The sequence below is a fragment of the Methanoculleus frigidifontis genome (assembly GCF_030464345.1).
GTDB lineage: Archaea > Halobacteriota > Methanomicrobia > Methanomicrobiales > Methanoculleaceae > Methanoculleus_A > Methanoculleus_A frigidifontis.
This window is the reverse complement of record NZ_VCYH01000001.1, coordinates 130,883-145,964: the sequence shown is the minus strand read 5'-3', so window position 1 is coordinate 145,964 and position 15,082 is coordinate 130,883. Positions and strand designations below refer to the sequence as shown.

Below are 15,082 nucleotides of genomic sequence, written 5' to 3'. Positions count from 1 at the left end.
TCTCTCACTCCCGTATCGTCTCGATCGCCTCTGCAGCGGACCGCCCTCCGTGTACGATCAGCGCGGCGGCACGCATCAGGTCTGCAGGCCTCGGGTGCTGGAATGCGTTCCTCCCGATGGAGATGCCTGCCGCACCCCCTTCCATCGCCCCCTGAATCAGTTCCAGGATGGCCAGATCGTCGGTCTTCGACCCTCCGGCGACGACCACCGGCACCGGACACCCCTGCGTCACTTCGCGGAACGAGTCCGGGTCACCGGTGTAGACAGTCTTCACGATGTCGGCGCCGAGCTCCGCGGCTACCCGGGCGGCGAGCTTGACGTCCTCAAGCCCGTTTTCGCTTGCGACCTTCCTGCCGCGCGGGTACATCATCGCGAGGAGCGGCATCCCCCATTCAATGCACTCAACGGCGATGCGGCCAAGGTCTTCGAGCATCCGGGCCTCCGAATCCGCACCGACATTGATATGCACCGAGACACCGTCGGCACCCATCTTCAGGGCATTGGCGACGGTGTTCACCAGCACCTTGTCGTTCGGGTCCGGGCCGATCGCGGTGCTTGCCGAGAGGTGCAGGATGAGCCCGACATCCCTCCCGTGTCCGCGATGGCCATGCAGGGCAAGCCCGATATGCCCGATCACCGCATTCGCCCCACCCTCCGCCACGCGGTCGATAGTCCTTCCTGTGTCAATCAGTCCCGGGATCGGACCCTGGGTAGCACCATGATCCATCGGTACGATGATGGTCTTTCCGGTATTCCGATCCATGATACGTTCCATACGAATTTCTTTTCCTCTCATAAGCACAACTCCTCCCAAAGGCCGCCGAAAGTTCCGATTTTTCCGGAACGCATCAGCGCCAGGGATAATAAGCGCGAAAAGCGCTAAAGCTAAAATAGGGGAAAAACGCGTACTGCAATGCCCCTCCGGTAACGGAGAAGGTCATTGTGAGAAATAGGTCGATAACACCTGCACGGTGGACGGAGAGGTCACTCGTTGAGATAAAAGCCCTCACCGGCGAAAAAACATTCACCACGCATCGCTAGTATCGTAGGCGGTTCTGATATAAAAACCTGAGCCCCGCAGCCGGAGGATCGGCGACGGGAGACGCGGCCGCGTCTCCCGACCGGATCAGGGCGACGCCCCTGCCCGTATCCGCTCGTACCGCTCTCGGTATCGGTTACTTGCGGATCTTTTTAAAGGAAATGACGTCGCCGATGGTCGTCGTCACCCTGCCGCTACTACGGGATTCGGCCTCGTCGACCGAAGAATCTACAAGTTTGATCTCAAGCGCCCGCTCGATCTTCTTCCGGACGGCATCCTCCGGAATGAGATCGCCCTTCTCGATCTTCTTGATCAGAACCTCACGCTCTTTTATCTCGTGCGCAAGATCCTGCGTCGACCAGCCCTTCATTTCCCGGGCTGTTCTGATGCGGGTGCTGTAATCGTCGACTATCTCGCCCTCAATCAGGTCGAAGACATCCCGCGGTCTTCTCCGGGGCTGCGGCGTAGAAGCAACTGGCTTTCCTGCTCGATACACAGGGGCTCCCCCGCGCCGTGACTGCTGGACTTCGGTTCCGTATTTTGCACATCTGACGCATACACAGAGTTCTGCACCTTCGATCTGCACCGTCTTTGACGGTCCATGGATAGGAGCGCCGCATAATTCACATTGCATGATTCTCGCAAAGAACTTTATATCCATTTTACCCTATATAATTAATCGAGGAGACCTATGGGAGATATAGCTCGGCAAGCACCAGACAAGGATACCGGTGAAGATCTCTACCAGTATCTGCTTGAACGGATAACCAACCTCGAAAATCGAAACCTGGAGCTGCGCGAACAGTTCCGACAGATGGAATCGGAGAAACGCTATATCGAGACCCAGAAGATCCGGTACGAGAGGGAACTCCGGAAACTCAAGAGCGAGATCGAGCAGCTCCGGAGCCCGCCTCTCGTCATCGGCACGGTTACGGACGTCGTGGATAGTAACCGGGTGATTGTGCGGAGCAGCGCAGGCCCGCGGTTCCTTGTCCGGACATCCCAGCTCATTGACCCGGATCTCCTCAAGCCGGGCGTACGGTGCACCTTAAACCAGCAGTCCCTTGCCATCGTCGACGTCCTTCCCACGAGTTACGACTCGCAGGTCTACGGCATGGAACTGGTGGAGTCTCCGGACGAGACCTACGAGAATATCGGCGGTCTCGACCAGCAGATCGTGGAGATCCAGGAAGCGGTCGAACTCCCGCTGACGCGCCCCGAGCTCTTCGACAGGATCGGGATCGCGCCGCCGAAGGGCGTCCTTCTCTACGGCCCGCCCGGCACCGGCAAGACGCTGCTTGCACGCGCAGTCGCAAACAAGACGAACGCCTACTTCCTCCGGGTCGTCGGCTCCGAACTGGTGCAGAAGTATATCGGTGAGGGCGCACGGCTCGTTCGCGAGCTCTTCGACCTCGCCAAACAGAAGGCGCCGTCGATCATCTTCATTGACGAGATCGACGCCATCGGAGCGCACCGGAACGATTCGACAACCTCGGGTGATCGCGAGGTGCAGCGGACGCTGATGCAACTCCTGGCCGAGATGGACGGCTTCGAGAACCGGGGCGACGTCAAGATCATCGGCGCCACCAACCGGATTGACATCCTTGACCGCGCCCTCCTCCGGCCGGGCCGGTTCGACCGGATGATCGAGATCCCGCTCCCCGACTTCCATGGCAGGCTCTCGATCATGAAGATCCATACCAAAACCATGACCCTCGACGAGAACGTCGATCTTTCCGAGGTGGCGCGCCTGACCGAGGGGAAGAACGGTGCGGATCTCCGGGCAATCTGTATGGAGGCAGGAATGTTTGCAATCCGGAGCGAACACGATACGGTGACGAAGGAGGACTTCCTCAAAGCGATCGACAAGCTCTCGCTGGACTTCGACAAACACCACATCCACACCTCGTTCGGTGCGATGTTTGCCTGAGATACGAAACTATCTTTTTTCTTTTAAATTTCCGCTCAGAGAGACGACTGAGAGATTTTTTGCCCGAGGTTTCCCGAAGGGGCGGCTGGCCGAGACGGCAACCATATCCGGGTGCATTCCCCAGAAGGTACATTCCATGCTTCGGAATTTCGGAGAACAGATTCCAGAGAAGCAACACGGCATACAAACCCCGGAGCAGTGTCCTTCGTGGGCTATCGCACCGGGGGAGGGGTTTCAGGGGAGGGGGGCCGGCCCCCTCCTCTGGCCTCACCCCCATGGCGATTCTCCCCACGGCCGGGTTTTCCGGAATCGTAGAGATCTTGCACAGAATGTCGGTCGAGAATAGGGCAAAGAGCAGAAGCCAAGTTCCCTACACGAAAAACCCCAGGAATGCCGGGATCAAAGAGTCGCTCGGTCTTCAGCCTCGGGGTCGGTACACCAGACCTCGAGCACGTCGTCCATGCCCTCGAGGAGTTCGGCATAATCGCTCCGTTCTTTGCCCGGCGCAATCGGCAGCGACTGGACGAGGCGACCGTCCCTGATGGCGTAGAGGCTGCGGTGCTGCCACGGCGCCCGGAGCCGGATGTTCCGCTTGTACACCTGCTGCACCAGATCGAGCGAACAGTATGTCCCTTCTGGCATCAAAAAGAGCACCTCCTCGACGTACCGGCGGATATACCATCGGATCTCGGAAATAAGAGAGAGGCTGCTTCCGAGGGACGCAGTCCTGATAAGCACACCGTAGTCCAGGCGGGTGGGGTGGTAGAACCGGAGTATTCCCCGGCTCGTCTCTGATTTTACAAGAGTCGTGTAGAGATCGACCCCCTCCGCCTGGATCAACAGCACATCCATATCAGAGATACATCCGGGTATCCGGGGTGAATGTCTGCCGCTCCTCGCGCCGCACTTTCTTGATCGCAGCAAGGAAGTCGGACTGCTCCACTGCCTCCGCATCGCGGCGAACCGCCATCATACCGGCTTCGCGGGCGATGGCCTGCAGCTCGGCACCGGTTGCGCCACCGGTCAGGCCGACGATCGCCTCGAGGTCGACGTCGCTTAAGGTCAGTTTTGCCGTGTGGATCTTCAGGATCTCACGCCGTGACCCCTCGTCCGGAAGCGGCACACTGATGATCCGGTCGAACCGTCCCGGCCGCAGCAGCGCCGGATCCAGCATGTCGATCCGGTTGGTCGCAGCCATAATCCGCACGTTGCCGCGATTGCCGAACCCATCCATCTCGGCCAGGAGCTGCATCAGCGTCCGCTGCACCTCGGCACTGCCGCTCGTGCCGTCGTGCGTCCGCATGCTGCCGATGGCATCGATCTCGTCGATGAAGACGATGGAGGGAGCCCGTTCCCGTGCCAGGATGAAGAGCTCGCGGACGAGCTGTGCTCCTTCACCGATGTATTTGTGCACGAGCTCGCTGCCCGACATCCTGATGAAGCGAGCGTTTGAGTTGTGGGCGACCGCTTTCGCGATCAGCGTCTTGCCGGTGCCCGGCGGACCGTGAAGGAGGATGCCCTTCGGGGGCTCGACACCGATCCGCTCGTAGATCTCAGGTTTCGTCAGCGGATACTCGACCGCCTCGCGAACCTCCTCGATCTCTTCCCCAAGGCCGCCGACGTTCTCGAACGTAACGTCCGGCTGCTCTTCAAGCTCCATCACCCGGATGCGGGAGTCAAAGATGTTCCCGATGATCTTGACGATGGAGAGGGTGTTGTTGACTGCAACCTTCATGCCCGGTTTGAGTGTGCGGTGCAGTTTTTCGTTCACCGCCGTGACGTATTCCTGATTGTTGCCCTGCTGCCGGAGATATACTTCACCTTTTTCCAGTACATCGACCACAACGGCAACAAACAGAGGCACACGCTTCAGCTGGCTGTTTTCTTTGCGAAGCTGGGCGAGCTCCTTCTCCGCCAGCTCGCTCTTGAGTTTCAGATCCAGGATCTGCGCCTTGAGATCCTGGATCTGGAGAGCGAGCATATCGTGCTCACTGCCAGGGTTGCTGCCAATGGTTTCGTCCATGGTACTCATATAGTTGGCTCTCTAACCTCTTATTAGTGTGGTCGTATGATCTTGAAGGGAAGAAGCATAGCGAAGGGGTCAGGCAGAGGAGAGCTCCTCGTCAGTCCCGCACCGATATCGTTCCTCTCCGGCGTGAACCCGGATACCGGCATCGTGGTTGAGAAAGGGCACCCGCTCGAGGGAAAGACGGTCGCCGGGCGGGTACTGGCGTTCCCCTACGGGAAAGGCTCCACGGTAGGATCGTACATCATCTACGCGCTGCAGCAGAACGGCACCGCCCCGGCAGCCATCATCAACGTCGAGGCGGAACCCATCATCGCCGTCGGGGCAATCATCGCCGGGATACCAATGATCGACCGGCTGCCGCTCGATCTCGCCGACCTGCAGGACGGCACCGAAGTGACCGTGGAAGGCGATTCCGGCGAGCTCATCTGCGGCGATACAGAATAACCGCCCCGGGAGCTGGAGAGCGGAGAGGCGACCGGAAGATTGATGCCCGAAAGAGGCAGACGCCAGATGGTTGTGGAAGACTACTACGCCGTGCTCGGGGTGACACACGGGGCTGACGAGCGGGAGATCCGGTCTGCCTACCGCAGACTCGTGAAACGGTATCACCCGGATACGAGCTCCGAACCAGATGCCGCCGAAAAATTCCTGAAGATACAGGAGGCGTACGAAACCCTCTCCGACCCGGCAAAGCGGGCAGAGTACGACATGCTCCTTGCAACCGGACAGGCCCGGACCGCGTACACCGGAGACGGGGAGTCCCCTGGATACCAGCAGACAACGTCACGGCAATACACCTACTATTATAAACCCGGAAAGGGGTTTTCGCGGACAGGGACAGGTGGTGGAGGCACTCTCATAGCTGTCGCTGCGCTGGTGATGCTCCTCGTCGGAGCGTTCTTCATGATATTCGTTCTTCTGCTCAAAGCGCTCCTCGCACCCCTCACCCGGGGCAATGGAGCACGAAAAAAATAGTTTCAGGGCTCCCTCCTCATCGGGCAGACGTTTGAGCCCTCCATGTTGCCGAGGGCAAAGACGTAGCGCTCCCGGATGCTGGGCGGCAGTTCATCCTCCCTGATGGGACCAAAGCCGAATATGCCGTAGAACGAGACGAGTTCACGCGTCGCATGCATGTAGAGCACCGCATCCCCGCAGGCCGCAACCAGCGCCGCAACCGCTCGCCTGGCATACCCGCGCCCCCGGAACTCTTCGGGTGTGAAGACACCGTCGACCTCCATACCGTCGGGGTGCCGCCGGCATCGCGCAACGTTGACGAGGTTGCCGTCCAGAAACACCCCGAATATCCTGTCCATCTCCGGGTCTGCTTTCTGCTGGTGATACTGCTCCCAGAGCTTCTCGGCCTTCGAAAACTCCGCCGCATCCAGTTCCCTGGCCTGCACCGTCAGCGAGATGATCGGATACTTGACGAAGACCGGCCGACGGGCACGCTTCGCCACTTCGGCGGCCGTACTTCCGAGCGGAATGTTCCGGAAGTAGTCCTGCTCCCCATACCGGGCCAGAAGAATGAGAGAGACGTCTTCTTCCTCGGCGCAGTCGGTGATCTCCTGAGCGGGATTTCCAAACCGGACAAGTATCTTTACCGCACGGTCGTCACGCTCCAGCCCGAGCGCCATTTCCCGGAGCCGCGCCTCTGAATTCTCGATGGCAGACACCAGCTCCTCCCGTGTCTCCGCACTCCTGATGACATGAACCAGGATAATCTCCGATGCACGGTCGATTCCTTTGACAAAGTCCAGTACCATCCGGGACGGTCTGGAGAAATCGACCGGGCAGAGCACTCGCGAAAAGATGTTCGTCCGGCATGCTTCCATACCGCCATTCCAGTAGCGGGTGATCAGAATATCCGCCCTGCTCCGGGTGAGGACGCGTGAAGAGACGCTGCCAAGGAAGTACCCCTGGATGATCCCCTTACCTCTGGCTCCACAGACGATCAGAGGGATCTGCTCGTCTGTAGCGCGTGAGATGATTGCCTCGGCGACATCCCCATCTTTTACGACATCAATGACCGGGATCGCCGTCAGGCCGAGACCGCTGACGTACTCTCTCTGGCGCTGCAGTTCCCGATCGATGTATTCCAGCGGCTCTTCAAAGAGATGTCCGGAGATCCACGTCCGGGTCATCGCACGATCCTCATCGACGACATGCAACAGGATCACCTCCCGTACACCGGGGATCTGCCCGATGCATTCCACCGTCCTCCGGGAGTAATCAGAGAAATCAGTCGGAACCAGTACCCTCTCAAACATCACGATCTCCTTATGCGTATCTTTTGATGGGGCAACCTCCGATTAATACATACCCATCCGCTGATCCGCATATGGGTCGGCAGCAACGGCGATACTCGTTCCCTCCGGGCCTGCCGACGGGAAGGGTCTCACGGGGAGGAAGCCTCCCCGCCCAAGCCGGAGAGGGCTGCTCGGCATCGTGCGGATTTGACCGGTAATTGCAATAAAAAGGGAAAATTTCCCTTTGTTTCCGAGATAAGCAATAACTACTTAATAACTCAAAACCGACACTATAAAGAGTAGCGTACGATGAAAATTCCGGTTGCTATTTTCCTGCATGCGGTTGGTAGAATACCCGGACAGGCACTGCCGTCTGAGCAGAGAGAAGGGATCAGGAACTCTTCTGCCCGGAAGAGACGCCCGGAGTGACCATGCAGATATCAGTGCTTCTTGTAGACGACGAGCCCCCCCTGCTCGACGTTACCCGTCTATTCCTCGAGCGAGGGGGAAAGTACGCAATCGTGTGCGCATCCTCTGCACGGGAGGCACTCGAACGTCTGCAGGGACAGCACTTCGATGTCATCGTATCCGATTACGACATGCCGGAGATGAGCGGCATCGCGTTTCTGCAGGCGCTCCGGTCACAGGACGACACGACACCATTTATCATCTTCACCGGCAAAGGCAGAGAGAACGTTGCGATCGAAGCGCTCAACAGCGGTGCAGACTTTTACCTCGAGAAAGGGGGCGATCCCCGTTCGATCTTCGCCGAACTGCAACAGATGATCCACAAGGCGTCCCGGCGCGGGTGGACGGAGGCGGCGCTCAAGGCAAGCGAAGAGCGCTACCGCGCCGTCGTCGAGAGCCAGACGGAACTCATCACCCGGTTCCGCCCCGACGGGGTCATCCTCTTCGTCAACGAAGCCTACTGCAGATACTTCGGGAAGCGGTGCGACGAGATAGTGGGGCACCGGTTCGCCCCGGAGGTTCCGGCTGAGGAACGTGACCACCTCCGCGACTACTTCGCCTCTCTGACGCCGGACAATCCCGTCTCCTCTATCGAACACCGGATCGTTATGCCGGATGGCTCGGTTCGGTGGCAGCACTGGAACGACCGGGCGATCTTCGACGCCGCCGGACGCCTGATCGAGTACCAGTCGGTCGGACGGGACGTAACAAAACGAAAGACTGCCGAAGAAGCGCTCATACAGTCGGAGCGGCGTCTCTCTACCATCATCGACCACCTGCCGGAGGCCACCTTCGCTATCGACACCGGCTCGCGGGTCATATCCTGGAACAAAGCCATCGAGGAGATGACCGGCGTTGCGGCCGCAGAGATCGTCGGAAGAGGAGAGTATGCATATGCGCTCCCGTTCTACGGAGAACGGCGTCCCATGCTGATCGATCTCGTGCTCCTGCCGGATCAGGACGGGCTCGGAAGATACCGGATGATCCGGCAGGAAGCGGGGTTGCTGGTAGCCGAATCGGCCGAGCCATTGCCGGAACTGGATGGCCGGATCCTCTGGGGCAAGGCAACGCCCCTGTACGACGGCGACGGCGCCGTCATCGGCGCTATCGAGTCAATCCGGGACATCACCGAGATGAAGCGTGCCGAAAAAGAGAGGGAAGAGTTGATCGCAGAGATAGAGACGCGGAAACGCCTTCTCGACACGATCTTCGACGTGACACCGGTCCAGTTTTACGTCTACGACCGAGACCTGCGATATCTCTACGCCTGCTCGAAGGGTGCCGAAGAGCGCGGCCTGAAACCCGACGATATGATCGGAAAGACGTGGCATGACCTCGGAATGCCGCCCGAGATCATGGAGCCGATCGAACGGCAACTCCGGACCGTCTTTGCAACCGGATGCCACCTCCAGGGAGAGTATACCGTCCCGGCCATCACCGGCGATACGGAGCAGGTCTACGAGCTGAACCCGATCTACGGGCAGGACGGCCAGGTCGACGCAGTGGTCTCGACGGTGATCGACATCACCGAGAGAAAGAGAGCGGAAGAGGTGCTCCGGCAGATCAACCGGAAGCTCAACCTCTTAAACAGTGTCACAAGGCATGACGTTCACAACCAGCTCACCATCCTGCTCGGCTATCTGGATATTTCCCGGGAGCATTCCACCGATCCGCTCCTGCTTGACTATATCACGAAGATGGAAGGGGCTGCAAAGACCATACACCGGCAGATCGCCTTCACGACCGATTACCAGGATATCGGCGTTCAGTTCCCGACCTGGCAGAATCTTCAGGAGACCTTCGAGTGTGCGCTGGCATCGCTCGATGCAGGCCGGGTGCAGGTCTCCATCAGGCTTGATGACCTCGAGATATTTGCCGATCCGCTCCTTGAAAAGGTATTCTATAACCTCCTCGATAACGCTCTCAGGCACGGGGATCAGGTCAGCAGGATCCGGGTGTACACCCGGATCGACGACGACGGCCTGACGATCATCTGCGAGGACGACGGGAACGGCCTGCCTGCGGACAAAAAAGACAGCATTTTCAAACGGGGTTTTGGGAATAACACAGGATATGGCCTGTTCCTGGCACGCGAGATCCTCTCCATAACGGATCTCTTCATCAAAGAGACCGGCACGCCCGGTGCAGGGGCACGGTTTGAGATGTACGTTCCGAACGGTTCGTACCGGCACGCCGGGATGCACAGCCCCGGAAAGGCGACCTCTCCGGCAGAACGCGACCACGCCGGATCTCCGTAAACACCGGAGAGCAACCACCCCCTTCGCAATGAAGTCTTCCCCGTTCCATGCCGGCAGGGGCAACCATTATCAGGCAGGAAGGCAAGGGTCACGCATCCACTCCGAGGGATATACAATGGAGAAAGTGAAGCGGTATCGCTGCAGAGTCTGCAACTATATCTATTCGCCCCTGCGGGGCGAACCGCACCGCGGTATTCCGGAGGGCACAGCCTTCGAAGACCTGCCCGACGATTACGTCTGCCCGGTCTGCGGCGCGACAGGGAAAGGGCCTGTCGGAAAGTGGGGCTTTGTACCCTGGGAACCGACCCGATACGTCTGCAAGGTCTGCGGCTACGTCTATGACCAGAAACGGGGAGAGCCCAAGCGCGGAATCCCTGCGGGTACAGCCTTCGAAGACCTGCCCGAGGACTACAGCTGCCCGGTCTGCGGCATAGACCCGCGGATCACCGAGTTCTACGGACCGGTTCGCAAAGCGCAGTTCGAACCGATCCTCGATCTCTGAACCGGCCCGGAGAGGAATCATTCCCCTCCCCGGCCGTTCTATTCTCTGCCGGAGCCCACAACCGCGCCGGATTTGTGCTGCTGAAAACACCTCCGTGCCGCCCGGCGATGCCGGATATATTGCATACCGCTGAAGGGCGGAAGCACTCCGATCGCCTCTTCATTCAGACCCGCCGCCCGGAGAAGATCGCATGCGTCCGTACTCTCCCGGCCGCGCTGTCAGACAATCCACAGAGGTATTAAGGATGCAGGTGTACCCAAGTACTAGCAAACGGTCAGGGGTTAGCAGAGCATATGGATATCTTCGGAAACATTCTGGGGCAGGGAAAGAACCCGAACCCATGGATCCATAAAGGAAACACCCAGCTCGAGGCCGGCAACTATTCTGAAGCAGCAAAAAGCTATGAGAAAGCCCTCAAACTCGATCCCGAGAACGCTGCCGTATGGCACTCTCTCGGATGGGCGCTCTCCTGCCTTGGTCGATACGAAGATGCTGCAAAGTGCCTCGAAAATGCAATTGAGAAGAACCCGGAGGACACAGGGGCGCTCCGGACACTTGCGCACGTCCAGAGCAGGGTCGGCAACTATGCAGAGGCTGCTGATGCCATCGGCCGCGTGGTCGAGCGCGAACCCTCAGATACGGCGGCATGGTACCTGCGGGGGGATCTGCTCGAACGGCTCGGCCGGCGCAGAGAAGCGGCCGAAGCATTTGAGAAGGCGCTCGACGCTGATCCGGATGATACCGGAGCCCGCCGTCGCCTCGCACTGCTGCTTGAGCAGGCAGGGGATTACAGAGAAGCAGCAGCCGCATACGACCGGCTCGTCCGGGCGAACCCGGACGACACCGATTCCGTCCTCCGCAGAGGAGCCGCTCTTGAGCGCCTCGGTGCGTACGACGATGCAGTTGCCTGCTGCGATGCGGTGCTGAAGGAGAATTCCGGGAATCTGCACGCCCTGTTTCTGAAGGCACGATCACTGGAGGGTGCGGGCCGGTTCCGGGATGCAGCTCAGTGTTACGAGAAGATACATACCGTCGATCCTGAAGACGTGCCGGCCTGGTACCAGCGCGGCGTCGATCTCCTCAGGGCAGGAGACTACAAGGAGGCCGCCGCCTGTTTTGATAAAGTTGCCCTGCTCGACCCGGATCAGGTGCTTGTCCGCTACACGATGGGGCTCGTCTACGATACCCTCGGCCAGTACGACCGTGCGGTGAAGGCCTTTGATCAGGTGCTCAAGCACGACCAGAACCTGCACCACGTCTGGTACAACCGGGGCATCTCCCTCTTCCAGCTCGGAGAGTACGCAGAGGCGGTAGAGTCGTTCGACAGGGTGGCGGAGAAGACGGACAGCAGCATGCGCTGGATCGGCAACGGCGGCGACCTGAGCCTCTTTGAGCGCGACGAGTCGGCCGCCCCCCGGTCAAAACCGTCCCGGTTCGATATCAGGAACACGACCATGCTCTACCACCGCGGCGTTGCGCTCCTCAACCTCGGCCGGTACGACGAGGCGCAGGAGAGTTTTGCCCGTGTCCTCGATGCCGAACCGGAGAACACCCGTGCACAGCTCGACAGCGGCATAGCCCTCCTCCATCTGGGGCGGTACGACGCGGCGGACGAAGCCTTCGCAGCAGTCCTTGATGCGGAGCCGCAGAACGCAGTCGCCCGTGCCATGCAGGCCGATGCATTGATGAACCTCGGCCGGTACGACGAGGCGCTCGGCTGCCTCGACCTCGTCCTGCAGGAGGACGCCGAGAACGTCATCGCACTGCAGGAGCGCGGGTCGGCACTGATGCACCGCTCCCGGTACCGCGATGCCATCGAGACCTTCGATGCGCTGCTGCGGATCAATCCGGGCGACGGTGCAGTTCTGAAGAGCAAGGGCAAGGCTCTCCTCCTGCTGGGACGCTATGCTGAAGCCCTTCAGTGCTTCGAAGAAGTGCTGGAGAGGAGCCCCGACGACCTCGGCAGCCTGCAGGAGCAGGCCTCCGCCCTCGAACGCCTCGGTCGGTACGGCGACGCACTCACCTGCATCGAGCGGGTGTTGCAGGTCGATGACGACGATACGGGAATGCTTCTCCGGAAGGCCAGGATATGTGAGGAACAGGGCAAATTCGAACGTGCGCTCGACTGTTACCGCCGGCTCCTCGAGGCTGCCCCGGCAGACTCGGGGTTCCTCCTGAACACGGGCATGGTGCTCACCACGCTCGGCCGGTTCGATGAAGCTGCCGAATGCTTTGAGAAGGTTACCGAAACAGAACCCGGCAACCTCTTCGCCTGGCTGCACCGCGGACAATCGATGCTGCACCTGGGCGACTACGCCCGTGCCGCAGAGTCGTTCGAACGGATCGTACAGGAGAAGCCGGACGATGTCGGCGCACAGTTCGCGCTCTCAAATGCTCTCTTCCACCTGGGCATGTACCAGCGTGCGGTCGCGTGCTGCGACCGTGTACTGGCTGCCGACCCCGCGAACGCGGCCGCACGGAAGACCAGGGCGTCGTCGCTCGAACACCTTGGAAAACATGAGGAAGCTGCCGCCGGATTTGAACAGTACCTGGAACAGGCTCCGGGCGACCTGAACGCACGGATGGCGCTCGGGAAGGTGCTGGAGAAGGTCGGGAAGTACTCCGACGCGATCAAGTCCTATGCCCAGGTGCTGCAGGAGGACGATAAAAATCTGGAGGCCTGGCACGTTCTGGCGAGCGCGCTGGTGCATATGGGGCGCTGCGACGACGCACTCGAATGCTCGGACAGCATCATCGAGCTGAACGCCGGTGACCGGGCAGCATGGCAGCAGCGGGGTGAGATCTCTGTCTGGCTGGGTCGATACGCGGATGCCGAGGCCTGCTATGAGAAAGTGCTCACCGCCGATCCCGGGGACCTCGCGACACGCCGCGCCCTTGCAGATGCACGCGAGAAGGCGGGCAAGTACCAGGAGGCGCTTGCCGAGTACACCGCCATCCTCGAAGAGGAACCAACGAACATCGACACGCTCTATGCCAAGAGCACCGCGCTTATCCGCCTCGGCCGATACGCCGACGCAATCAAGCCGATCGACAAGATCATCGTCCTCCAGCCCGAGAACGCGGCTGCTCTCTTTATGCGCGGGATGGTGTTGGAGAAGAACGGGAGGTTCGACGACGCCCTGAAGAGTTACGAAACGGCGCTTGAGATCGACCCGCAGAACGCCGTCGTCTGGAACGCACAGGGCATGCTCCTTGATACACTCGGGAGATACGCCGATGCGGTTGCGGCGTTCGACCGCGCCGCAGTCCTCGGCACCGACGACGCCAACATCGTCTTCAACAAGGGGATCGCACTCTCCCATCTCGGCGAGAACGAGGCGGCGCTGGCCTGCTTCGACCGGGTGATCGCGGCAAACCCGGACCACGCGCAGGCGTGGTACCGGAAGGGCAGGGTCTTTGACCGCCTCGGACGATACCGCGACGCCGCCGACTGCTTCTCCCGGGCGGTCGCGCTCAACGAAGGAACCAGGCTGGATGATCAGGCATGAGACGGAGATGAAAAGATGCACAGAAATACACTCACATCTATCGGGCTGCTTGCATGCCTGATGATAGCATTCGTATCGGTCAGCGGCTGCACGGGCACCGGTGAGACGGCGACGGCAGAGGCCGGAGATCTGGTGCAGGTGCACTACACCGGCACGCTTGCGGACGGCACGGTCTTCGATACCTCGGAAGGGAGAGAGCCGCTGCAGTTCACCGTCGGTGCCGGGGAGATGATCGCGGGCTTTGACCAGGCGGTTCCCGGCATGGCCGTCGGAGAATCAAAGACCGTCACCATCCCGGCGGACCAGGCGTATGGCGCGTACCGCGATGACCTGCTCATCGACTTCGACCGCGAACAGGTCAACGGCACCGTCGAGGTCGGCCAGAAGGTGACGATCACGACCTCCAGCGGTCAAGCGATGAACGTCCCGGTGGTCAACGTCACCGACTCGACTATCACCGTCGATGCCAACCACCCGCTGGCGGGGAAAGATCTGACGTTCACCATCGAGCTCGTCGAGATCGCCTGATCTCTTCAGGCACCTTTTTTTGCGGCCTGCACCGCGCCGCCTGTCCCGCAGGAGCGCAGGTTATCCTACCGGAATCAGGATCTCCTCAGGAGGAACCTCTCGCGGGTCGTTGTGCTCCACCTCCCGCATCGGCCCCGTAATGACAAGTCCCTTTTCTTCCAGCCACGCATACAGCCGCAGATACGTGGGTTCGCACGCATCGTAGGCCCCCCGGTGGAAGGTTCTGGCCATCCTGCCGCCGGGAAGCGTGCAGACCTGCATTGCGGAGCCCGGCATGGTGCCTTCCGGCACCGGAAAGGCAACTTCCACATCCGCCGTTCCTGCCGCATCCGCTTTCATCGCGTCCTCCGGTCTGACTTCATGCATGACGAAGACGGGCGGGCCGAGGAGAGGGATGGCCCGCTCCATTGCGGAAACGGCAATTACAGGCAGAAACTCGGCGATCATCCGGTAGTGCCCGGTCTTCCGAACCCCGAGCACCGTCTGCTCCGGCACGTCGATGATGGTGATCTCGTCCATAGCGCTTCACTCCGGCGGTAGTGCTCTGCGCCAGATAAAGGGTGCTGGTTTCCC

13 protein-coding genes are annotated in these 15,082 nt (G+C 60.2%); 7 read left to right on the top strand and 6 right to left on the bottom strand.

The features are described 5' to 3' along the window. Positions 1-4: 4 nt before the first annotated feature. Positions 5-796, bottom strand: coding sequence for a 2-amino-3,7-dideoxy-D-threo-hept-6-ulosonate synthase (locus FGU65_RS00695; RefSeq protein ID WP_301662479.1), 792 nt, complete (start codon positions 794-796; stop codon positions 5-7). Positions 797-1,175: 379 nt separating this feature from the next. Further along, positions 1,176-1,673 carry a multiprotein bridging factor aMBF1 gene (locus FGU65_RS00690; RefSeq protein ID WP_301662478.1) on the bottom strand — a complete coding sequence of 166 codons (498 nt, stop codon included), beginning with the start codon at positions 1,671-1,673 and terminating at the stop codon, positions 1,176-1,178. A gap of 57 nt (positions 1,674-1,730) precedes the next feature. Here FGU65_RS00690 and FGU65_RS00685 point away from each other — a divergent pair, with 57 nt between their 5' ends. Further along, positions 1,731-2,969 carry a proteasome-activating nucleotidase gene (locus FGU65_RS00685; protein ID WP_301662477.1) on the top strand — a complete coding sequence of 413 codons (1,239 nt, stop codon included), beginning with the start codon at positions 1,731-1,733 and terminating at the stop codon, positions 2,967-2,969. A 399-nt stretch (positions 2,970-3,368) separates the two neighbouring features. Here FGU65_RS00685 and FGU65_RS00680 read toward each other — a convergent pair whose 3' ends face one another. Together FGU65_RS00680 and FGU65_RS00675 are read right to left on the bottom strand one after the other, a co-directional pair. Continuing rightward, positions 3,369-3,821 carry a DUF5804 family protein gene (locus FGU65_RS00680; protein ID WP_301662476.1) on the bottom strand — a complete coding sequence of 151 codons (453 nt, stop codon included), beginning with the start codon at positions 3,819-3,821 and terminating at the stop codon, positions 3,369-3,371. 1 nt (position 3,822) lies between these two features. Beyond that, complete coding sequence (locus FGU65_RS00675; RefSeq protein WP_437344426.1) at positions 3,823-5,001, bottom strand: proteasome-activating nucleotidase; 1,179 nt, start codon at positions 4,999-5,001, stop codon at positions 3,823-3,825. A 36-nt stretch (positions 5,002-5,037) separates the two neighbouring features. Between FGU65_RS00675 and FGU65_RS00670 the strand changes: the two genes are divergently transcribed. Further along, positions 5,038-5,442 carry a DUF126 domain-containing protein gene (locus FGU65_RS00670; RefSeq protein ID WP_301662474.1) on the top strand — a complete coding sequence of 135 codons (405 nt, stop codon included), beginning with the start codon at positions 5,038-5,040 and terminating at the stop codon, positions 5,440-5,442. Between the two features lie 42 nt (positions 5,443-5,484). Continuing rightward, a complete protein-coding gene (locus tag FGU65_RS15960) occupies positions 5,485-5,973 on the top strand; it encodes a DnaJ domain-containing protein (protein ID WP_301662473.1) in 489 nt (162 codons plus the stop codon). Between the two features lie 2 nt (positions 5,974-5,975). Here FGU65_RS15960 and FGU65_RS15840 read toward each other — a convergent pair whose 3' ends face one another. Beyond that, complete coding sequence (locus tag FGU65_RS15840; RefSeq protein ID WP_367652335.1) at positions 5,976-7,265, bottom strand: GNAT family N-acetyltransferase; 1,290 nt, start codon at positions 7,263-7,265, stop codon at positions 5,976-5,978. Between the two features lie 410 nt (positions 7,266-7,675). Here FGU65_RS15840 and FGU65_RS00650 point away from each other — a divergent pair, with 410 nt between their 5' ends. From FGU65_RS00650 to FGU65_RS00635, 4 genes are all read left to right on the top strand, one after another. Beyond that, a complete protein-coding gene (locus FGU65_RS00650; protein ID WP_301662472.1) occupies positions 7,676-9,970 on the top strand; it encodes a PAS domain S-box protein in 2,295 nt (764 codons plus the stop codon). 115 nt (positions 9,971-10,085) lie between these two features. Continuing rightward, positions 10,086-10,472: a rubredoxin gene (locus FGU65_RS00645; protein WP_301662471.1), complete on the top strand. Its 387-nt coding sequence runs from the start codon at positions 10,086-10,088 to the stop codon at positions 10,470-10,472. Positions 10,473-10,765: 293 nt separating this feature from the next. Further along, on the top strand, positions 10,766-13,981 hold the full coding sequence (locus tag FGU65_RS00640; protein WP_301662470.1) for a tetratricopeptide repeat protein: 3,216 nt from the start codon (positions 10,766-10,768) through the stop codon (positions 13,979-13,981). Positions 13,982-13,996: 15 nt separating this feature from the next. Then, positions 13,997-14,509 carry an FKBP-type peptidyl-prolyl cis-trans isomerase gene (locus tag FGU65_RS00635; RefSeq protein ID WP_301662469.1) on the top strand — a complete coding sequence of 171 codons (513 nt, stop codon included), beginning with the start codon at positions 13,997-13,999 and terminating at the stop codon, positions 14,507-14,509. Positions 14,510-14,569: 60 nt separating this feature from the next. On the opposite strand, the gene FGU65_RS00630 is transcribed toward FGU65_RS00635, so the two are convergent. Beyond that, entirely contained in the window at positions 14,570-15,028 is a 459-nt protein-coding gene (locus FGU65_RS00630; RefSeq protein ID WP_301662468.1) for a GyrI-like domain-containing protein, read from the bottom strand. Positions 15,029-15,082: the final 54 nt, after the last annotated feature.

Bases quoted from the DNA above. Each gene is read 5' to 3' on its own strand.
- FGU65_RS15840 (WP_367652335.1), bottom strand. From the start codon at position 7,265: ATGTTTGAGAGGGTACTGGTTCCGACTGATTTCTCTGATTACTCCCGG.
- FGU65_RS00680 (WP_301662476.1), bottom strand. From the start codon at position 3,821: ATGGATGTGCTGTTGATCCAGGCGGAGGGGGTCGATCTCTACACGACT.
- FGU65_RS00645 (WP_301662471.1), top strand. From the start codon at position 10,086: ATGGAGAAAGTGAAGCGGTATCGCTGCAGAGTCTGCAACTATATCTAT.
- FGU65_RS00670 (WP_301662474.1), top strand. From the start codon at position 5,038: ATGATCTTGAAGGGAAGAAGCATAGCGAAGGGGTCAGGCAGAGGAGAG.
- FGU65_RS00630 (WP_301662468.1), bottom strand. From the start codon at position 15,028: ATGGACGAGATCACCATCATCGACGTGCCGGAGCAGACGGTGCTCGGG.
- FGU65_RS00695 (WP_301662479.1), bottom strand. From the start codon at position 796: ATGAGAGGAAAAGAAATTCGTATGGAACGTATCATGGATCGGAATACC.
- FGU65_RS00640 (WP_301662470.1), top strand. From the start codon at position 10,766: ATGGATATCTTCGGAAACATTCTGGGGCAGGGAAAGAACCCGAACCCA.
- FGU65_RS00675 (WP_437344426.1), bottom strand. From the start codon at position 5,001: ATGAGTACCATGGACGAAACCATTGGCAGCAACCCTGGCAGTGAGCAC.
- FGU65_RS15960 (WP_301662473.1), top strand. From the start codon at position 5,485: ATGCCCGAAAGAGGCAGACGCCAGATGGTTGTGGAAGACTACTACGCC.
- FGU65_RS00635 (WP_301662469.1), top strand. From the start codon at position 13,997: ATGCACAGAAATACACTCACATCTATCGGGCTGCTTGCATGCCTGATG.
- FGU65_RS00650 (WP_301662472.1), top strand. From the start codon at position 7,676: ATGCAGATATCAGTGCTTCTTGTAGACGACGAGCCCCCCCTGCTCGAC.
- FGU65_RS00690 (WP_301662478.1), bottom strand. From the start codon at position 1,673: ATGCAATGTGAATTATGCGGCGCTCCTATCCATGGACCGTCAAAGACG.
- FGU65_RS00685 (WP_301662477.1), top strand. From the start codon at position 1,731: ATGGGAGATATAGCTCGGCAAGCACCAGACAAGGATACCGGTGAAGAT.